The organism is Stenotrophomonas sp. 107298_Sma, from assembly GCF_056480345.1.
Genome location: NZ_CM151094.1, coordinates 1,408,036 through 1,428,502 on the forward strand (window position 1 = coordinate 1,408,036; position 20,467 = coordinate 1,428,502).

The 20,467-nt window shown below is 66.9% G+C and carries 15 protein-coding genes and 1 pseudogene; 9 read left to right on the top strand and 7 right to left on the bottom strand.

What is annotated here, in order from left to right; translation table 11 throughout:
- The first annotated feature begins 82 nt into the window (after positions 1-82).
- Both gpmA and ACZK2G_RS06630 read left to right on the top strand, forming a co-directional pair.
- The gene (gene gpmA, locus ACZK2G_RS06625; RefSeq protein WP_136638296.1) at positions 83-832 is read left to right on the top strand and encodes a 2,3-diphosphoglycerate-dependent phosphoglycerate mutase; all 750 of its coding nucleotides are present in this window, start codon (positions 83-85) and stop codon (positions 830-832) included.
- A gap of 209 nt (positions 833-1,041) precedes the next feature.
- The gene (locus ACZK2G_RS06630; protein WP_478474996.1) at positions 1,042-3,135 is read left to right on the top strand and encodes a M13 family metallopeptidase; all 2,094 of its coding nucleotides are present in this window, start codon (positions 1,042-1,044) and stop codon (positions 3,133-3,135) included.
- A gap of 91 nt (positions 3,136-3,226) precedes the next feature.
- Here ACZK2G_RS06630 and ACZK2G_RS06635 read toward each other — a convergent pair whose 3' ends face one another.
- The 4 genes from ACZK2G_RS06635 to ACZK2G_RS06650 form a co-directional block, all read right to left on the bottom strand.
- A complete protein-coding gene (locus ACZK2G_RS06635; RefSeq protein ID WP_046983231.1) occupies positions 3,227-3,844 on the bottom strand; it encodes an HD-GYP domain-containing protein in 618 nt (205 codons plus the stop codon).
- A gap of 46 nt (positions 3,845-3,890) precedes the next feature.
- Complete coding sequence (mfd, locus tag ACZK2G_RS06640; RefSeq protein WP_478474997.1) at positions 3,891-7,355, bottom strand: transcription-repair coupling factor; 3,465 nt, start codon at positions 7,353-7,355, stop codon at positions 3,891-3,893.
- Positions 7,356-7,503: 148 nt separating this feature from the next.
- Complete coding sequence (locus ACZK2G_RS06645) at positions 7,504-8,049, bottom strand: GNAT family N-acetyltransferase (protein WP_046987672.1); 546 nt, start codon at positions 8,047-8,049, stop codon at positions 7,504-7,506.
- Between the two features lie 95 nt (positions 8,050-8,144).
- Positions 8,145-9,002 (bottom strand): 23S rRNA (adenine(2030)-N(6))-methyltransferase RlmJ, encoded by an 858-nt coding sequence (locus ACZK2G_RS06650; RefSeq protein WP_046987671.1) that lies wholly within the window; start codon positions 9,000-9,002, stop codon positions 8,145-8,147.
- Between the two features lie 35 nt (positions 9,003-9,037).
- Between ACZK2G_RS06650 and creB the strand changes: the two genes are divergently transcribed.
- The 7 genes and pseudogenes from creB to ACZK2G_RS06685 all read left to right on the top strand — a co-directional run bounded on the left by creB (position 9,038) and on the right by ACZK2G_RS06685 (position 16,907).
- Entirely contained in the window at positions 9,038-9,766 is a 729-nt protein-coding gene (creB, locus tag ACZK2G_RS06655) for a two-component system response regulator CreB (RefSeq protein WP_295382006.1), read from the top strand.
- Between the two features lie 2 nt (positions 9,767-9,768).
- Positions 9,769-11,229, top strand: coding sequence for a two-component system sensor histidine kinase CreC (gene creC / locus ACZK2G_RS06660; RefSeq protein WP_046987670.1), 1,461 nt, complete (start codon positions 9,769-9,771; stop codon positions 11,227-11,229).
- 81 nt (positions 11,230-11,310) lie between these two features.
- Positions 11,311-12,631, top strand: a pseudogene (creD, locus tag ACZK2G_RS06665) (cell envelope integrity protein CreD).
- A gap of 10 nt (positions 12,632-12,641) precedes the next feature.
- Positions 12,642-13,052 carry a hypothetical protein gene (locus ACZK2G_RS06670; protein ID WP_004150406.1) on the top strand — a complete coding sequence of 137 codons (411 nt, stop codon included), beginning with the start codon at positions 12,642-12,644 and terminating at the stop codon, positions 13,050-13,052.
- 184 nt (positions 13,053-13,236) lie between these two features.
- A complete protein-coding gene (locus ACZK2G_RS06675; protein WP_136640020.1) occupies positions 13,237-14,820 on the top strand; it encodes a M28 family metallopeptidase in 1,584 nt (527 codons plus the stop codon).
- Positions 14,821-14,977: 157 nt separating this feature from the next.
- Positions 14,978-16,381: a glutamate--tRNA ligase gene (gene gltX, locus ACZK2G_RS06680; protein WP_046987667.1), complete on the top strand. Its 1,404-nt coding sequence runs from the start codon at positions 14,978-14,980 to the stop codon at positions 16,379-16,381.
- A 34-nt stretch (positions 16,382-16,415) separates the two neighbouring features.
- Positions 16,416-16,907, top strand: coding sequence for a Fur family transcriptional regulator (locus tag ACZK2G_RS06685; protein ID WP_004150412.1), 492 nt, complete (start codon positions 16,416-16,418; stop codon positions 16,905-16,907).
- A 94-nt stretch (positions 16,908-17,001) separates the two neighbouring features.
- Here ACZK2G_RS06685 and ACZK2G_RS06690 read toward each other — a convergent pair whose 3' ends face one another.
- Genes ACZK2G_RS06690 through ACZK2G_RS06700 form a run of 3 tightly spaced genes read right to left on the bottom strand, consistent with a single transcriptional unit; the run spans position 17,002 to position 20,412 of the window.
- A complete protein-coding gene (locus ACZK2G_RS06690) occupies positions 17,002-18,162 on the bottom strand; it encodes an HlyD family secretion protein (protein ID WP_478474998.1) in 1,161 nt (386 codons plus the stop codon).
- Between the two features lie 10 nt (positions 18,163-18,172).
- Positions 18,173-19,846, bottom strand: a complete 1,674-nt coding sequence (locus ACZK2G_RS06695) for an MFS transporter (RefSeq protein ID WP_136640073.1) — start codon at positions 19,844-19,846, stop codon at positions 18,173-18,175.
- Positions 19,846-20,412, bottom strand: a complete 567-nt coding sequence (locus ACZK2G_RS06700; protein ID WP_010483118.1) for a TetR/AcrR family transcriptional regulator — start codon at positions 20,410-20,412, stop codon at positions 19,846-19,848. The genes ACZK2G_RS06695 and ACZK2G_RS06700 overlap by 1 nt, the downstream gene beginning before the upstream one ends.
- Between the last annotated feature and the right edge of the window lie 55 nt (positions 20,413-20,467).

A 20,467-nucleotide genomic window follows, 5' to 3' on the forward strand; every position in this document is an offset into this window, starting at 1 on the left:
CGCATGTGTGGGGCCACGGCGCGGTGAGCGGCGCCCGGGGCTACAATGGCGGCCTGCCTTTCCTCGCGTTGGAGACCCTGCAGTGACCCGTAAACTCGTACTGTTGCGCCATGGCCAGAGCCAGTGGAACCTGGACAACCGCTTCACCGGCTGGGTCGATGTCGACCTGACCGAACAGGGGCGCGGGGAAGCGGCCGCCGCTGGTCGCCTGATGCGCGAGGAAGGCCTGCAGTTCGACGTCGCCCACACCTCCGTGCTGAAGCGCGCCATCCACACCCTGCAGGGTGCACTGGCCGAGCTGGAACAGGACTGGCTGCCGGTGAACAAGTCCTGGCGCCTCAACGAACGCCATTACGGTGGCCTGCAGGGCCTGGACAAGGCCGAGACCGCCGCCAAGCACGGCGAGGATCAGGTCAAGGTGTGGCGTCGTTCGTACGACATCCCGCCGCCGGCCATGGACCTGGAAGATCCGGGCCACCCGATCCATGACCGCCGCTACGCCGGCCTGGATCGCAACGCGCTGCCGGGCACCGAATCGCTGGCGACCACCCTGGATCGCGTGCTGCCGTACTGGCACGACGCCATCGCGCCGCAGCTGAAGGACGGCAAGACCGTGCTGGTCACCGCCCATGGCAATTCGCTGCGCGCGCTGTACAAGTACCTCAACAACGTGTCGCGCGAGGAAATCCTCGAGCTGAACATCCCGACCGGCATTCCGCTGCTGTTCGAGTTGAACGACGACCTGACGGTGAAGTCGTTCCGCTACCTGGGCGACCCGGAAGCGGCCCGCAAGGCCGCTGAAGCCGTGGCCAACCAGGGCAAGGCGAAATAACAACGAAGGGCCGGCGCAAGCCGGCCTTTCGATTTGTAGAGTCAGGCCATGCTCGATTGCTCTCCGTTCCGGGTTCATGACCCCTGCGGCAAGAGACCAGCAGCAGTCGAGCACGGCTCGACTCTACAGAAGCGGTGCCCTGTGACCTTTGGCGGTCCCCGCCGCGGGCCTGCCCGGCTACCCTGTGAAATTACCCGCAGGAGAGCCTCATGAACTTCCGCAACCTGGCCCCGTTGGGCCTGACCATCGCCATCGCCGCCTCGCTGGCTGCCTGTGGCAAGAATGAAACCGCGCCGGCCGCCAACGTCGACGCCAAGCCGGCCTTCGACCAGTCGCAGATCAAGACGCCGCTGATCTCGCTCAACAGCGCCGACCTCGATCCGGCCATTTCGGCCTGTACCGACCTCAATGGCTTCGTCAACAGCAAGTGGCTGAAGGCCAACCCGGTGCCGGGCGACCAGACGACCTGGGGCAGCTTCGAGATCCTGCGCGAGCGCTCGCTGGAAGTGCAGCACGCACTGGTGCAGCAGGCCGCCGCCAGCCAGGCCAAGGCCGGCTCGGTGGAAGCCAAGATCGGTGACATCTGGAAGACCGGCAACGATGAAGCCAAGATCGAAGCCGCCGGCCTCACTCCTCTGCAGCCGCAGCTGGACAAGATCACCGCGCTGAACGACACCGCCGCCATCACCCAGTACCTGCGCGACAGCCAGGCCGAGGGCAAGGGCGTGCTGTTCTCGCTGTTCGCCAATGCCGATTACAAGGATTCGGCCAACGTCATCGCCTACGTGGGCCAGGGCGGCCTGGGCCTGCCGGAGAAGGGTTACTACTTCGACGATGCGCAAGCCAAGATCCGAGACGCCTACGTGGCCTACATCGCGCAGGTGCTGACGCTGTCCGGCGTGGACGCGGCGCAGGCTGCCGAGCAGGCCAAGGCCGTGATGGCCTTTGAAACGCGCCTGGCCAAGGCCTCGATGTCGCGCATCGAAATGCGTGATCCGGCCAAGCGCTACAACCCGCTCAGCGCCGCCGACGCCGACAAGCTGACCCCGAACTTCAGCTGGACCGCGCTGTTCGACACCCTGAAGGTGCCGGCCGCGCAGAAGTTCTCGCTGGCCCAGCCGGGCTTCTTCGGTGAAATGGACAAGATGCTCGCCGACGTGCCGGCCAGCACCTGGCAGGCGTACCTGCGCTTCCACACCATCGACGACGCCTCGCCGTACCTGAGCAGTCAGTTCGAGAAGGCCAACTTCGATTTCTATGGCACCACCCTGCGTGGCCAGAAGGAAATGCAGCCGCGCTGGAAGCGCGTGCTGGAGTCGGTCAACGGCGGCATGGGTGAAGCCCTGGGCCAGCTGTACGTCGACGCCGTGTTCCCGGCCGAGTCGAAGGTCGCCATGCAGCACCTGGTGGAAAACCTGTCGCAGGCGCTGAAGGCGCGCCTGGAGCAGCTGCCGTGGATGGGCGAGGAAACCAAGAAGAAGGCGCTGGAAAAGTGGGCCAGCTTCACCCCGAAGATCGGTTACCCGGACAAGTGGCGTGAGTGGACGGGCCTGCAGACCAGCGGTGACAGCTACCTGGGCAACATGCAGGCAGCGCGTGCGTTCAACTACCGATACATGCTGGACAAGATCGGCAAGCCGGTGGACAAGACCGAGTGGGGCATGACCCCGCAGACCGTCAACGCCTACTACAACGCCACCAAGAACGAGATCGTGTTCCCGGCAGCGATCCTGCAGGCGCCGTTCTTCGACGCCAAGGCGGATCCGGCATTGAACTATGGCGGCATCGGTGCGGTCATCGGCCACGAAATGATGCACGGCTACGATGACTCGGGCAGCCAGTTCGCCGCCAACGGCAACTTCGACAACTGGTGGACCGACGCTGATCGCAAGGCCTTCACCGAGCGTACCGACCAGCTGGTCGCGCAGTTCGATGGCTACGAGTCGGTGCCGGGCGTGTTCGTCAAGGGCAAGCTGACCCTGGGCGAAAACATCGGTGACCTCGGTGGCCTGACCGTGGCGTATGACGCGCTGCAGATGGCGCTGAAGGAAGACCCGAAGGCGAACGTGGAAGTCGACGGCCACAGCCAGGACCAGCGCTTCTTCATGAACTGGGCCACCGTGTGGCGCCGCAACTTCACCGATGGTGAGCTGCGTGTGCGCCTGAACACCGACCCGCATGCCCCGGCCAACTTCCGTGCCAACGGCGCGCCGTCGAACATGCCGTCGTACGCCGCTGCATTCCAGTGCAAGGCCGGTGACGCGATGGTGCGTGCCGACGACAAGCGCGTGGTGATCTGGTAACCGATCGCAGGTGATGCGTGAAGCAGAAGGCCCGGCGAACGCCGGGCCTTTTTTTGTCTGATCGGTAGCGTCGGGCCATGCCCGGCGGATCTCAGGCCAGCGCCGGTTCCTGCGCCAGCATGCGATGGAAGCGCTGCAGCACGTAGGGATCGATCAGGCCGCCGGATTGCTCGTCGATGATCCGCAGCACCTTTTCGTGCTCCATCGCGGTGCGATAGGGGCGCACGCTTGTCATCGCGTCGTAGGCATCGGCGATGGTGACGATGCGTGCACCGAGTGGAATGTCCTCGCCGCGCAGGCCGTCGGGATAGCCACTGCCATCGAAGGCCTCGTGATGGGTACGGATCAGCCGTGCCACCGGTACGGCATCGCTGCGGCCGGTGGCCATGAAAATATGCTCACCACGCACCGGATGCTCGCGCATGATCGCGCGCTCCTCGTCGGTATGCCGGCGCGGGGCCAGCAACACATCGTCGGGAATGCCGATCTTGCCGATGTCGTGGAAACGGGCGGCCAAGCCGATCTGCGCGCAGGCTTCATCGTCGAGGTCGCAGCGTGCGGCCAGGCGCTGTGCGAGCAGGCCGACGCGGTCGCAGTGGTGGCGGGTGTAGGCGTCGCGCATCTGCAGCGACATCGAGAGGGCATCGATCAGGCAGGCCTGCGCATGCAGCAGGTCGGGGGCGGGTACGGCGTCAGGGAACATGGTCATCCGCCCGCACCGGGTGGGGGCCGGTGCGGGGTGTTCGGGGGGGCGATCAACCCGGGGCGAGGGTGGTCAGAAGGGCGCGGGCCGCATTGAAGCGGTCTTCCGGCAACGGCAGCGGGTGCTTGATGCGCAGCTTGTCAGGCCCTTCCATGGCGTAGAGGTTCGGTTGTTTCTGGATCAGCTGGATCACCGCCATCGGATCGATGTTCGGCTTGGACTCGAACACGATGCGGCCACCGTTCTCGCCCAGATCCAGCTTGCGGATGCCCAGCGTGTTGGCTTTCAGCTTCAGCTCGGCAATGGCGAACAGGTGCTTGGCCGCATCCGGCAGCAGGCCGAAGCGGTCGATCATCTCCACCTGCAGTTCGCGCAGCGCATCACTGTCGCGCGCGCTGGAGATGCGCTTGTACAGGGTCAGGCGAGTGTGCACGTCCGGTAGGTAGTCTTCCGGAATCAGTGCCGGCACGTGCAGTTCGACCTCGGCACCGCGCACTTCCTCGCCGGCATCCAGGTCGGGGAGCTTGCCCTGCTTGATGCTGCGTACCGCGCGTTCCAGCAGCTCGGTGTAGAGGCTGAAACCGACCTCGGCCATCTGCCCGCTCTGGTCTTCGCCCAGCAGTTCACCGGCACCGCGGATTTCCAGATCGTGCGTGGCCAGGGTGAAGCCGGCGCCGAGTTCGTCCATCGAGGCGATCGCTTCCAGGCGCTTTTCCGCGTCAGGGGTGATCGAACGACGGTCGGGGGCGACCAGGTAGGCGTAGGCACGGTGGTGCGAACGACCGACGCGGCCGCGCAGCTGGTGCAGCTGGGCCAGGCCGAAGCGGTCGGCGCGGTTGATGATGATGGTGTTGGCGTTGGGGATGTCGATGCCCGATTCGATGATCGTGGTCGACAGCAGCACGTTGAAGCGCTGCTTCTGGAAATCCAGCATCACCTTTTCCAGTTCGCGCTCCGGCATCTGTCCGTGGGCAATGCCGATGCGCGCCTCCGGCACCAGCTCGGACAGCTCGCGCTGCATGCGGCCGATGCTTTCCACGTCGTTGTGCAGGAAGTACAGCTGGCCGCCACGCGCCAGCTCGCGCTGGAAGGCTTCGCGCAGCAGCGCGTTGTCCCACTGGGTGATGAAGGTCTGCACCGCCAGCCGGTTCGGCGGCGGCGTGGCGATGATCGACAGGTCGCGCAGGCCGGCCATGGCCATGTTGAGGGTGCGCGGGATCGGCGTAGCGGTCAGGGTCAGCAGGTGCACGTTGGCGCGTAGCGCCTTCAGGGCTTCCTTCTGGCGCACGCCGAAACGCTGCTCCTCGTCGACGATGACCATGCCCAGGTCCTTGAACTTCACGTCCGGCTGCAGCAGGCGATGGGTGCCGACAATGACGTCGATGGTGCCGGCGGCAACCTTCTCCAGCTCCGCTTTGATTTCCTTGGTGCTCTTGAAGCGTGACAGTACCTCGACCTTCATCGGGTAATCGGCGAAGCGGTCGCGGAAGTTGCGATAATGCTGTTCGGCCAGCAGCGTGGTCGGCACCAGCACGGCGACCTGCTTGCCGGCGCTGGCGGCGGCGAACGCGGCGCGCACTGCGACCTCGGTCTTGCCGAAGCCGACATCGCCGCAGACCACGCGGTCCATCGGCTGGCTGCTGGACAGGTCGCGCAGGGTGGCGTCGATCGCAGCCAACTGGTCCGGGGTTTCTTCGAACGGGAAACCGGCGGCGAACGGCTCGTACATCGCGCGGTCCACCTGCAGTGCGAGGCCGGCACGCGCCTGGCGACGGGCCTGGATCTCCAGCAGCTCCGCAGCCACATCGCGCACCTTCTCGGCGGCCTTGCGCTTGGCCTTGCTCCACTGCTCGCCACCGAGCGAATGCAGTGGCGCGGTTTCCGCTGAAGCGCCGGAGTAGCGGCTGATCAGGTGCAGCTGGGCCACCGGCACATACAAGCGGTCGCCCTTGGCGTATTCGATTTCCAGGAATTCGCCGGGCATGCCGCCGACGTCCATCGCGATCAGGCCACGGTAGCGGCCGACGCCATGGTCCTCGTGCACGATCGGCGCACCCTCGGTCAGTTCACCGAGGTCGCGGATGATCGCTTCCGGTTCGCGGCCGGCACGGCGCGTGCGGCGGGTGCTGCCGGCGCGCTCAGGGAACAGCTGGCGCTCGGTCAGTACCGCGATGCGCGGATCGTCCAGCGCAAAGCCATCCTCCAGCGGCGCCACCGCGATCGCGAAGCGCGCGTCGTCGGCAAGGAAGCTGGGCAGGTCGGCCACCACCGGTGGCTTCAGCTCGGCGGCCTGCAGCACTTCCAGCAATGCCTCGCGGCGGCCGGGTGAATCGGCGGCGATCAGCACGCGGCCCGGGTAGTGGCCGAGGAAGGACTTCAGCGCATCGCCGGCCGGTGCTTCGCGTGCGGCCACCGGCAGCGGCGGCAGCGGCTGGTCGCCCAGCGCATGGGCATCTGCGATGCGCGCGTGGTCAGCCGACCATACCTCGATGCGAGGAGTGTCGTTCAGTCGCTCGCGCAGCAGCTCCGGCGACAGGTACAGCGCCGATGGCGGCAGCAGCGGCCGTTCCACATCGTGGCGGCGCTGCTCGTAGCGCTCGCCAGTCTGCGCCCAGAACACCTCGGCAGCTTCGCCGGCCCCGGCGCAGACCACCGGCAGGCTGCCGTCGGGCAGGTAGTCGAACAGGGTCGCGGTGCGCTCGAAGAACAGCGGCAGGTAGTACTCGACGCCGGCCGGGGCCAGCCCGGATTTCAGGTCCTGATACAGCGAACTGCGCCGGGTATCGACATCGAAACGCTCGCGCAGCGTGGCCAGCACGCGGGCGATGCTGGCTTCGTCCATCGGCACTTCGCGGCCCGGCAGCATGTGCACCGCCTCGACCCTGTCCAGCGAGCGCTGGCTTTCCGGATCGAAGGCACGGATCGAGTCGATGTCCTCGTCCAGCAGCTCCACGCGCAGCGGCTCGTCGGCACCCATCGGGTACACGTCGAGCAGGCCGCCGCGCACGGCGAAGTCACCCGGATCCATCACCTGCGGCACGTTGCGGTAGCCGGCGCTTTCCAGGCGGCGCTTCTCGGCTTCCAGGTCCAGGCGCTGGCCGACCTTCAGGTCGAAGCTGCCACCGATCACGTAGCTGCGCGGGGCCAGCTGCTGCAGCAGGGTCTGCACCGGCACGATCACCAGGCCGCGCTTCAGCGCGGGCAGGCGGTGCAGGGCGGACAGGCGCTGCGAGATGATGTCCGGATGCGGGCTGAAGCGGTCGTAGGGCAGGGTTTCCCAGTCCGGGAAGGCAACCACCGGCAGGGCAGGGTCGCCGCCGAGCAGGGTGTGCAGGTCGGCTTCCAGCTGGTTGGCGCCGTGGTTGTCACGGGCGATCACCAGCAGCGGGGCGTCGTGCGCACGCGCGGCCTGGGCCAGATACCAGGCCAGGGCGGTCGGCGAGGCGGGGGCGCGCCACCAGGCGCGGAGCTGGCCGGCGCGCGGCAGCGGCGGGGCGGGGTATGAGGTACGCGACATGGACCCCGGATTTTAGCAGAAGCCCGATCGAAGCCCGGTGGGTCGCGCCGGCCGATGGCCGGCAGCCTCATGTGCCGTTGGGGGAACGCAATGCCGGCCAGCGGCCGGCACTACCGGAATGCATCGCCGGGCACGCCCGGCGCATCCTTCAGTTGTCCAGTTCCAGCACCATCCGCACCAGGCCCTCGGCGCCGGTCGGGTGCGGGACCGGCTTGAAGCCCAGCGAGGCGGCCAGCTGCTTCATCGGCTCGTTCTCGGCGGCAACGTCGCCGTACAGGCGGTCCAGATACTTGCCACGGGCCCATTTCACCAGCTTGCGCATCAGCTGCCGGCCCAGGCCTTGGCCGATCAGGAAGCGACTGATCAGGATCGCGTACTCGGCTTCACGGGTACCGGGGATGATCGAGGCCCGGGCGACCGCGCCGACTACCGCCTCACCGGCGGGCAGGGATTCGGCAGCGACCAGGGTGATCTCGGTCTTCGGATTCGGGTGGGTCAGGCGCTGGGTGGTTTCCGGCGAGAGCTCGGTCACCGCCTGCAGGAAACGATCACGGATTTCTTCCGGCCCGAACAGGCTGAACGCTGCTTGCAGCGGCGCGCCATCTTCCGGGCGGATGGGGCGGATCAGCAGCTCGTGGCCGCTGGGAGCCTTGAAGATCTCATGCCAGGGCGGCATGCGGTTGCGAGTGGCCATACCGGGTGATTCCTTGGTGGTCCATCGATTGTGGCATCACCGGGGCTGCATTCCGTGAACGAAAGGCTCACGGCGGTACAGCCTCGTGAAGGCCGTTATTCGGGTGCTTTGAGCCAATCCAGGCGGGTGCTGGCGCCGGGCTCGCCCAGGTGCTGGCGCAAGGCCGGCAGGGCCGGGCCGACCACCCGGTCGAACTGCCAGGGTGGGTTGAGCAGCAGCATGCCACTGCCGTTGAGGCGCAGCGGTGAGTCGTCCGGGCGCACCAGGAATTCGATCGTCATCGCCGATTTCACCGGCAGCGCGCTGGCCTTGCGCAGGAAATGCAGGATGGTGCGGCGCTGCTTGATCGGGAACCAGACCGCACAGGTGGCCTGCGGCCAGCGCGCCAGGGTCTCGGCCAGGGCGGCCAGGACCGCCTGGTATTCGGCATCCTGGGCCTCGTAGGGCGGATCGATCAGCACCAGGCCGCGGCCGATCTTGCTGCCGTTGAACTTCGGCGGCAACAGCGAGCGCAGCAGCGCGTAACCGTCGCCCGGATGCACACCGACCCGGCTGTCATGGGCGAACAGCGCTTTCAGCGTGGCCGTTTCGGCTTCCTGCAGCTCACAGACCGCCATGCGGTCCTGTGCGCGCATCGCCTGCGCGCTCAGCAGCGGCGAGCCCGGATAGGTGGTCATCGCGCCGACCGGATTGCCGGCCTGTACCGCCTTCAGGTAGCGCTCGACCACCTCCGGCAGCTTGGGCTGGGCCATCAACCGCATGATCCCGGACTCGGCCTCCAGGGTCTTGCGGCTCTCTTCGCTGGCCAGCAGGTAGCGGCCGGCACCGCCGTGGGTGTCGAGCACGAAGAACGGGCTGTCCTTGCGCTTGAAGCTGTCGATCAGGGCCAGCTGCACGATGTGCTTGAGCACATCGGCGTGGTTGCCGGCATGGAAGGCGTGGCGATAGTTCATGGGCGGCAGTGTACGGGGCGGCGGCCGCAGCGGCTATGCTGCGCGCCATGACAGCTCCCGTTGCCCATGTCCTGCTGGTCGAGGACGAAGCCGCCATTGCCGAAACCGTGCTCTATGCGCTGCGCAGCGAAGGCTATGCTGCCAGCCACTGCCTGCTCGGCGGTGAGGCTCTGCTGCGGCTGCAGGCCGGCGGCATCGACGTGGTGGTGCTGGATGTCGGCCTGCCCGACCTCGGCGGTTTCGAGGTCTGCCGCCGGCTGCGCGCCTTGCCGGGCCCCGTGGCGCAGCTGCCGGTGATCTTCCTGACTGCCCGCAACGACGAGGTGGATCGCGTACTCGGCCTGGAGCTGGGCGCCGATGACTACATGACCAAGCCGTTCTCGCCGCGCGAGCTGGTGGCGCGGGTGCGCGCGCGCCTGCGCCGTGCGCTGCCAGCGGCATCGGCCACAGCCAGCACCGAAGGTGGCTGGCAGGAGCGGGGCACCTTCGCCATCGACCGCGAGGGCCGGCGTATCCGCTTCCGTGGCCAGGCATTGGACCTGACCCGCTACGAATATGCGCTGCTGGAGGCGCTGCTGCAGCGTCCCGGCGCCATCCTCAGCCGCGCCCAGCTGATGGACCGGGGCTGGGACAGCAGCGCCGACAGTGCCGACCGCACCGTCGATACCCATGTCAAGACGCTGCGCGCCAAGCTGCGTGCGGCCGGTGCCAGCGACGATCCGATCCGTACCCACCGTGGCCTCGGCTACGCGCTGGAGGTCTAGCGATGCGCCTGGTGCTGAAGCTGTTCCTCGGCTTCTTCCTGATCACCGGCATCGCCGCGTTCTTCGTGATGCGCGTGTTCGTCAACGAAGTGAAGCCCGGTGTGCGCCAGGCGATGGAATCGACCCTGGTCGACGCGGCCAACGTGCTGGCCGAGATGGCTGCCGCCGACGTCAAGGACGGCACCATCCGCAGCGGCAGCTTCACCCGCAATCTGGCCAAGGCGCGGCAGCGCGACCTGAAGGCGATGGTCTGGCGCTTCCCGAAGCGCTCGCTCGACTACCGGGTGACCATCACCGATGCCAAGGGCATCGTCATCTACGACTCGCTGGGCCGTGACCTGGGCCGCGACAACTCGCGCTGGAACGATGTCTACCGCACCCTGCGTGGCGAGTACGGCGCCCGTTCCAGCCCCGAGATTGCCGGTGAAGAGGGCGATACGGTGATGCACGTGGCTGCACCGGTATACGACCCGGTGGATGGCCGTACGCTGATCGGCGTGCTCAGCCTGGCCCAGCCCAACCGCAGCATCGATCCGTTCATCGCCGCCAGCCAGCGCGCCATCATCGAGCGTGGTGCGTGGCTGATCGGGTTGTCGGCGCTGGTCGGTGTGCTGGTGACGATGTGGCTGACCACCGGTCTCGGCCAGCTCAGCCGCTATGCGCGCGCGGTCACTGCCGGTGAACCGGTGCCACCGCCACGCCGCCGCCGCGACGAGATCGGCGATCTCGGCCAGGCGCTGGAAACCATGCGCCGCAAGCTGGAAGGCAAGGCCTACGTCGAGCAGTACGTGCAGTCACTGACGCACGAGATGAAGAGCCCGCTGGCAGCGATCCGTGGTGCCGCCGAGCTGCTGCAGGAGCCGCTGCCCGAGGCCGACCGCATGCACTTCGCACGCAGCATCGTCGACCAGCAGGAACGCCTGACCGAGACCATCGACAAGCTGCTGGCGCTGGCCGAGGTAGAGCAGCACGGCTGGCTGCAGACCCGCGACCCGATCGCCGTGCCGGTGCTGCTGGCCGACGCTGCTGCGGCGGCGCAGGTGCGCGCACAGGCGGCCGGGGTGCAGGTCCGCATCGGCAGCGTGCCCGACCTGCGCGTGCAGGGCGATACCTATCTGCTGCGGCAGGCGCTGCACAACCTGATCGACAACGCAATTGCGTTTTCTCCGGCCGGCGCGGAGATCGCGCTGCAGGCCGAGGTGGACGGGCAGGGCGTGCGCCTGCAGGTGGCGGACCGCGGTGCCGGCATTCCCGACTATGCGCGCGAACGCGTATTCGAACGCTTCTACTCGCTGGCCCGCCCCGGCAGTGGCCGGCGCAGCTCCGGGCTGGGGCTGCCGTTCGTGCAGGAGGTTGCGCGCCTGCATGACGGCCGCGCGAGCGTCGACGACCGCGAGGGTGGCGGTACTGTGGCCAGCCTGTGGTTGCCGCTGGCCGTGCCGGGCCAGCGCCCGCGGCGCTGACTTCACACTCGCTTCAAATTCGCCACAAACCCTGCTCACCGCAGCGGTCCATCCTGCAGCCCTCTCCAACGAGGATGGACCATGAAATCCCTGAAGATGCTGCTGAGGTTTGCCATTGTCGGCGGGCTGATCCTGCTGCTGCTGATCCCGCTGATGATGATCCGCGGGGTCATCAACGAGCGCAGCCAGTACCGCGATGAGGCGTTTGCGCGGGTGGCCGACAGCCGCGCCGGCGTGCAGCGCCTGGTGGGTCCGGTGCGTGTGGTGCCGTGGGTGGAACGCAAGGAAGTTGAACTGGGTCGACCCGCTGGGAGTCAAGAAGACCGAGGTGCAGGTCACCGAGGGCCATTGGCTGCAGATGCCGGCGTCGCTGGAGGTCGGCGGCGAGATGCTGCCGAGCCAGCGCGAGGTGGGCCTGTTCAAGGTGCCGGTATACAGCTGGAACGGCCAGATGAAGGCCACCTTCGCCGCTGACGACTATCCGGTGAAGGCCGGCCGCAGTTATGGCCAGCCGTACGTGGCGCTGGGCATTTCCGATGTGCGTGGCCTGGTTGGCACACCGAACCTGCGCGTGGATGGCAAGCAGCTGCGCCTGTTGCCGGGTGTGGGCGCGGCCAGTGAGGTGGGTCGTGGCCTGCATGCAGCGGTAGCCGGTTTCGCCGAGGATCACGGCGGTACCCTGGCCGGCAGTGAGGTTGAACTGGAGCTGCGCCTGGACGGCAGCCGCATGCTGTCGGTGGTGCCGGTGGGTGATGACACCAAGATCGCATTGCGCTCCAGCTGGCCGCACCCGTCATTCAGCGGTGCCTTCCTGCCCAACGAGCGTCGTGTCGATGCACAGGGCTTCGATGCACGCTGGGCGGTGTCCTCGCTGGCCTCCGATGCCCAGCGGCAGCTGCGCAGCGACGGTGCGATCGATTCGCAGGCGGTGACGGTGTCGCTGGTTGATCCGGTCGATGCCTATACCCAGGCTGATCGTGCTTCGAAGTACGGCGTGCTGTTCGTGGTGCTGACCTTCGTCGGCTTCATCCTTTTCGAGCTGATCAAGTCGCTGCGCATCCATCCGCTGCAGTACCTGATGGTCGGCCTCGCACTGGCGATCTTCTTCCTGCTGCTGATCAGTCTGTCCGAGCACATTGCGTTCTGGAAGGCGTACCTGGTATCGGCGGTGGCCTGTATCGGCCTGCAGGCGGTGTACCTGGCCAACGTGCTGGGTCACTGGAAGCGCGGCCTTGGCTTCGCTGCGCTGCTGACCGTGTTGTATGGCGCGCTGTATGGCCTGCTGGTATCGGAAAACAACGCGCTGCTGATGGGCTCGCTGCTGCTGTTCGTGATCCTGGCGCTGGCGATGTGGGTGACCCGCCGGGTCGACTGGTACGCGCTTGGCGCGGACCTGAAGTAAGGAGCAGGCCATGAGCTGGCGCCAGGGATTGCGGCAACGGGCACGGCAGGGCATTCCGGCCCTGCTGGAAGTGGATGCGCTGCTGCAGGCACATGGCGTGCTGGCGGCCCTGCCGGGGGCACGGATCGCCCCTGGCCTGGTCCGCTTCCAGCTGGCAGCGGTGACCTGCGAGGGATTGCAGGGCCAGGGACTGGCCTGGCTGCAGGGCGCGCGGCAGGGACGCGGCGCGCTGGCAGGCAGGGTGCCGCGCTACCGGCCATGGAAGGCCGGGGCACAGGCGCTGGCCGAGATCGGTATCGGTGGCCTGCCAGGTGACTGGCCCGCACATGCGGCGGTGTATGGCTGCAGCAGCATCGACCGGCGGCACTGGTTGCTGCTGCTGCCGGAACGGGCGCAGTTGTGGCTGGGATGGAGTGGATGAGGTGGCTGGCAGGTGCGAACCAACCACTCTCCCGTGGGTGCGAGCCTTGGTTTGCACGCTTCCATGCCGCCCATGACCGATGGGACGGTATCGCCGCGCCCCTGCTGGCTAGACTCGATGGGTTGATGATCGAGCCGAAGGGCAGGGGTGTGGCGTGTTGAAGTGGAGCGGGCTGAAGTGGGGCATGCTGGCCGCAGCGCTGGCAATGGGTGGCAATGCAGGCGCGCAGCAGCGCGAGACGGTGGACCTGGACATGGTCAGCCGCATCCGCCAGGAGGCCTTCCATCGTTCGCAGGTGATGGACACCTTCAGCTACCTCACCGAACGCATCGGCCCGCGCCTGACCAACTCGCCGGCGATGGGGCGCGCCAACGCCTGGACCCGCGGCAAGTTCAACGAATGGAAGCTGGACAACGTCCACGACGAAGCCTTCGATGACTTCGGCCGTGGCTGGGAGTTCACTTCAGCCAGCGTAGAGATGCTCGGTGACCGCGTGCAGCCGCTGCATGCGCTGCCCAAGGCCTGGACCCCCGGTACCAAGGGCCCGGTCGAAGGCGAGCTGGTGCAGGTCGAAATCAAGAAACCCGAAGACATCGAGAAGTACCGCGGCAAGCTGCGCGGCAAGATCCTGCTGCTGGGCGAGGCGCGCGAGTACAAGCGTGGAACCGAGGCGGATTCGCATCGCCACGATGCCACCTCGCTGGAGGGCCTGCAGGAGTTCACCCTGCCCAAGGACAAGGACGCCACCGCCGAGCGTGCGAAGCGGGTCAAGGAGTACCAGGAGCGCCAGCAGCTGGCGACCAAGGTCAATGCGTTCTTCGTGGAAGAGGGCGCGCTGGCCTCGATCAGCATCAGCAGCTGGGACAATGGCATCATCCGTGTCGCCGGTGGTGGTTCGCGAAAGGCCAATGAGTCGGTGGGCATCCCCGAGCTGGCGATGATCGCCGAGCACTTCAATCCGCTGGTGCGCGCACTGGAGGCCAAGCAGACCGTGCGCCTGCGCGTGGACGTGGCCGCGCGCTTCACCGATGAGGCCGACCAGCCCGGCTACAACACGCTGGCCGAGATCCGTGGCAGCAGCAAACCCGATGAGGTGGTGATGATCGGTGCGCACCTGGATTCCTGGCACAGCGGTACCGGTGCGGCCGACAACGCGGCCGGTGTGGCGGTGATGATGGAGGCGATGCGCATCCTCAAGGCCACCGGCGCCAAGCCCAAGCGCACCATCCGGGTGGCGCTGTGGAGCGGTGAGGAACAGGGCCTGATCGGCTCGCAGGCCTATGTGGCCAAGCACTTCGGCCGGTTCCCGGAACCCACCGACCCGGCACAGAAGGCGCTGCCGGCCTCGCTGCGCGAACCGACCGGCGCGCTGCAGAAGACCCGCGACTACAGCAGGTTCCAGGTCTACTTCAACATGGACAACGGCTCGGGTCGCTTCCGTGGCATCTATGCGCAGGAAAACCTGGCAGCGATGCCGATCTTCGAAGCGTGGCTGGCGCCGTTCCATGACGTCGGCGCCACCACCGTGGCCACTCGCAACACCGGCAGCACCGACCACATCAGCTTCGACCGCATCGGCCTGCCGGGCTTCCAGTTCATCCAGGACCGGCTGGACTACTTCACCAACGTCCACCACAGCCACTTGGACACCTGGGATCACGCCGAGCCGGAAGACCTGAAGCAGGCCGCCGCCATCGTCGCCTCGTTCGCCTACAACGCCGCGACGCGCGAGCAGTCCTTCCCACGCAAGCCCGAACCGCAGCCGTGACAAAAAGGGGACGGAGGGGATTAAGTCGTTTCTCCCCTCCGTTTCCCGGCCGCAGCCCCAGGAACTGGGCAGTCGCGACTTAATCCCCTCCGTCCCCTTTTTCCGTAGGCGGCGGTGGGCTGGTAAAATCGGGGAATTCCCGTTCCTCGAGCCGTCCATGACCTGCCGCACCCGCTTCGCCCCCAGTCCCACCGGCTACCTGCACATCGGTGGTGCCCGCACTGCGCTGTACTGCTGGCTGGAGGCCCGCCACCGTGGCGGCGAGTTCGTGCTGCGCATCGAGGACACCGACCGTGAACGCAGCACCCAGGGCGCGATCGACGCCATCCTGGAGGCGATGGAATGGCTGGGCCTGGACTATGACGAAGGCCCGATCTACCAGACCGACCGTGTTGCCCGTTACCTGGAAGTTGCCGAGCAGCTGGTGGCCGACGGCAAGGCCTACTACGCCTACGAGACCCGCGAAGAGCTGGACGCGATGCGCGAGGCGGCCATGGCCAAGCAGGAAAAACCGCGCTACAACGGCGCCGCGCGCGAGCTGGGCCTGCCGCGCAAGGACGACCCGAACCGCGTCATCCGCTTCAAGAACCCGCTGCAAGGCACCGTGGTGTTCGACGACCTGATCAAGGGCCGCATCGAGATCGCCAACAGCGAGCTGGACGACATGGTCATCTTCCGCCCGGACGGCTACCCCACCTACAACTTCGCGGTGGTGGTGGATGACTGGGACATGGGCATCACCGAGGTCATCCGCGGCGACGACCACATCAACAACACCCCGCGCCAGATCAACCTGTACGAAGGCATCGGCGCGCCGGTGCCGAAGTTCGGCCACATGCCGATGATCCTGGACGAGCAGGGCGCCAAGCTGTCCAAGCGCACCGGCGCGGCCGACGTGATGCAGTACAAGGACGCCGGCTACCTGCCTGATGCGCTGCTGAGCTACCTGGCCCGCCTGGGCTGGTCGCACGGTGACCAGGAGCTGTTCAGCCGCCAGGAGCTGATCGAGCTGTTCGACGTGAAGGACTGCAATTCCAAGGCCTCGCGCCTGGACATGGCCAAGCTGGGCTGGGTCAACCAGCACTTCCTGAAGACCGAGGAGCCGGCCAGCATCGCGCCGCACCTGGTCTACCAGCTGCAGAAGCTGGGCCTGGACGTGGCCGCTGGACCGGCACCGGTGGACGTGGTGATCGCCCTGCGTGAACGCGTACAGACCCTGAAGGAAATGGCCGAGAAGGCCGTGGTCTGGTACCAGCCGCTGAACGAGTACGACGAAGCAGCGGTGGCCAAGCACTTCAAGGCCGGTGCCGAGGTGGCGCTGGGCAAGGCCCGCGAGCTGCTGGCGGCCCTGCCGGAATGGACCGCCGAGGCGGTGGGCGTGGCCCTGCACGACACCGCCGCCGCGCTGGAGATGGGCATGGGCAAGGTCGCTCAGCCGTTGCGCGTGGCCATCACCGGCACCCAGGTCAGCCCTGACATTTCCCATACTGTGTATCTGGCCGGACGCGATCAGGCCTTGAAACGCATTGATGTGGCCATCACCAAGGTAGCAACGGCCTGAGGCATCCTTGCCAGGCCCGAACCGGAGAACACGCATGCCCGCCAAGACCGCCACTGCTTGTACCGCCCCGCACCATCACGTCCACGACGCATCGGATTTCGTGGCGGTGGTCGAGCGTGTCTCGCGCGAACGCGGGCTGCGCCTGACCCCGATCCGCGCCAATGTGCTGAAGCTGATTGCCGAGGCCGGCAAGCCGGTCAAGGCCTACGAGCTGCTGGAATGGGTGCGCAACGGCAAGGGCGTGGGCGCTGATGCCCCGCCTACCGTGTACCGCGCGCTGGACTTCCTGATGGCCAATGGCTTCGTGCACAAGCTGGAATCAGTGAATGCCTTCGTGGCTTGCCACCACCCCAGCAGTGCCGCGCACTCGGTGCCGTTCCTGATCTGCAACAGCTGCCACAGCGCGGTGGAACTGGAAGACCGCGAGATCGTCACCCAGCTGGAAAAGCGCGCCAAGGAGCTGGGCTTCCAGCCGCAGGCGCAGACGTTGGAAGTGCACGGCCTCTGCGCGCGCTGCGCCGGGTGACGCAACGGTAGTGCCGGCCGCTGGCCGGCATGAGGAGCGGGGGTCAGATCCCTTTGCCATTGGCAAAGGGATCTGACCCCGTTTCATGACAAGGCTAGTCCATCGGCTTGCTCGCCGTATCCACCCGCACGATCACCGACATGCCAGGCCGCAGCTGTGCTGCCAGCTTCTGCTCCCCGTCGATTGAAATGCGCACCGGTAGCCGTTGCACCACCTTGGTGAAGTTGCCGCTGGCGTTGTCCGGGCGCAGCACGCTGAATTCCGAGCCGGTGGCTGGCGCGATCTCCTGCACGCGGCCGCGCAGCACCTGGCCCTGGAACGCGTCCACCGAGAACGAGGCAGGCTGGCCGATCGCCATCCCCCAGGTCTGGCCTTCCTTGTAGTTGGCCACCACCCACAGCGTGTCAGGCACCAGGAACAGCAGCTGCGAACCGGCTGCGACGTACTGGCCCACGCGCACGCTGGCTTCGCTGATCTGGCCGTCGCGCGGCGCGTGGATCACCGTGTTGGCCAGATCGATGCGCGCCAGTTCCAGCTGCGCCTGCGCGCTTTCCACCTGGGCCTCCAGGCTCTTGCGCGCCACCTGGGTCGATACCAGCGTTTCCTCGGCGATGCGGATCTGCGCCTGCGACTGCTGCACGCTGGCTTGTGCCGAGGCCTGGGTGGTGCGGAACTTGTCGCGGTCGTTGATCGATACGAGCTGCTGCGCGGCCAGCTCCTCGTAGCGCTTCAGCTCGTTGCGCGAGCGTTGCAGCTCCGCCTGGCCGGCTGACAACGTGGCCTGCGCGGAGGCGATCTGCGCACGGTTCTGCGCCTGCGACTGGTCCGAGTTGGCCAATGCTGCGCGTGCGCTGTCCAGCGTCGCCTGCGCCTGGGCGACACGTTGCGTGTAGATGCGGTCATCGATGCGCAGCAGCGGCTCGCCCTCCCTCACGTGCTGGAAGTCCTTCACCAGCACTTTGGTCACGTAACCGTTCACCTGTGGCGCCATCACCGTGATCTGTCCGCGTACATAAGCGTTGTCGGTCACCATCACGCTGCTGGTGAACGGCCACAGGTGCCAGGCGCGCAGGATCAACGCGATGCCCAGCAGCGCCACTACCACCATCACCACCACGCTGCGCGCGCTGGGCTTGAGATATTTCGGCGCGGCAGCCGGTGCCGCCGGCGTGGGCGCAGGCGCCGCATCGGTCGGCGGCGGTGGAGTGACGTTGTCGGCGTCGATGTCGTCGGGGCGGGGGGGGACGGGAGGCATGGAGGAGGACTCAGCGGGGCGCGGCCGGCGTGGCCGCAGCGAGGGAGGTGGGGTGGCGCTTGCGCCATTGCTTGAGCACGGCGGTGCGCAGTGACAGCAGCAGCAACCAGCACAGGAAGCCGATCGCCAGCCAGCCGCTGAGGGTGAACACGTCGTTGAAGCCGCGCACGTTGGCTTCGCGGCGCGTGGTCTGCGCCAGCTGCGCGCTGCCCTGCGCACTGCGCAGCACCGGGTCGGTGATCTGTGCGCTGTACAGCTGTTGCTGGATGCGCAGGCGCTGCGCCACCACCGGGTCGGCCGGGTCGAGTTGGCTGGTCAACGCGCTGGAGTACAGCTGCTCGCGGTGCAGCTGGAAGGTGCCCAGCACCGCTGAACCGGCCAAGCCGCCCAGGGTCTGGGTGATCGACAGCGTCACCAGGAAGGTGATCATGTGATCCACACCCTGCTTCAGCGCAGCGGAAATGCCGAGCATGATCAGCGGACCCATGAACATGCCAGCGCCCACCGAAGCCAGGAACTGGCTGACGTAGAAATCGTGCGGTCGATCCATGCTGGTGCGGTGCTGATCGAAGAAGGCGGCAGCGCCCAGCAGCAGGATCGCCATCAGCAGCTGGGCGATCAGCCGCTTCGGGCCGAAGGTCAGCGATGCACCGGCGATGCCCGTGACCACGCCCGCGAGGATCACCACGAACAGCGGGCGCATCTGGTCCGGGCCCATGCCCAGCGTGCGCATCAGGTTGACCACGCCATAGGACTGTTCGGTGGTCAGGAAGCGGATCAGGAACGCGCCGACGATGAAGTGCAGCACCGGCAACTTCGATAACCAGCGGATCTGCAGCAGCGGATTGCGCCGGTAATGTTCGATGATGAAGGCGGTGGTGGACAGCGCGATCGAGGCGACCAGCGCCCAGCCCAGCCACGGTGTGTTGAGCCACCAGCGGGTGTAGCCCTGCGCCAGCACGATCACCAGCAGGGCGACGGCGGGGGCGAGCAGGGCGAAGGTGAGGAAGTCCAGCGGCTCGAAGGCCTTCACCTGGATGCCGGGCGGCAGCTTCAGCACCACAACTGCCGCGAACGCGCACAGGGCGAGCCCGGCTTCGAACGAGTACAGCTGGTGCCACTGGCCGGTATCGACCAGGCCTGGCGAGACGATCCAGGCAATCGGCACCGCCAGCTGCGACAGGCCCACGCCAACCACCAGCAGGTTGCCGGTGAAGCGGCGCGGCAGCGCCTGCAGCATGTACAGCGTGCCCAGTGTCGAACAGGCAGCGCCGGCGAAGCCACTGGCAGCACGGGTCAGCATCGTGGTCTCGAAGCTGCCGACGAACAGATGCAGGACGGCCAGGGCTGCGTACAGGCCCAGCCCGATCTCGGCGAACAGGCGGATGCCGTACTGCTGGCGGAACTTGAAGGCCAGCAGGTTGGCCGTGACGTTGACCATTGCATAGGCAGCCACCAGCCAGCTGCCCTGGGTCGGGGTCAGTGCCAGCTGGCCCTGCAGGAATGGCAGGTTGGCGGTGACCAGCGCATTGCCGAGGCCACCGGTGATCGCCACCAGCAGCGACACCAGTGCATAGGCCACACGTCGATACGGTGGGTGCCAGGGCATTGAAGCCGAGCCCGGCATGGTCGGCTTCTCGTGCTCCTCCCAATCCGGAACCGGCTTCAGATACGGCTGGACCATCAGCGGGCCTCGCTGGTTGCTCCCTGGAGACCCCCGCGCAGCAGCTGCAGGGCACGCCCGGCCAGGTGGGCGCGCTCGTCGCGGGTCTTGCCGCGCAGGGCTGCGCCCAGCATGCCCGAGATCAGTGAAATGTCCGTCTTCTCCAGGTCGGCACGGCACAGGCCGGCGGCCTTGGCGCGGGCGATCGGTGCTTCCAGCAGATCGCGCACGGTCTCGCGCGCGGTGCGCATGGCTGGCACATCCGAATCGACTGCACGCCAGTAATCGGCCAGTGCCGGCGAATCGATGATGCGCTGGGCCATACCCTCGAACACTTCGAACAGGGCATCGTCGCGGTCGCCGAGCTGTTCGACCTGGCGCCGGATGCGGTCGACCGTACGCTGCAGCAGCGCCTGGATCAGCGCGGTTCGGTCGGGGAAGTTGCGGTACAGGGTGGCGCGGCCCACCTGGGCGCGTTCGACCACCAGGTCCAGCGGGGCGGTGACACCGTGTTGGCCGAACACATGATCGGCGGCGTCGAGGATGAGGGCACGGCGGGCAGCAGCATCGGCACGTTGGGCAGTCATGGAATTATTTTCGGACAAAAGTGTCCGATTGGCGAGACTTTGAGTGACGGGATTG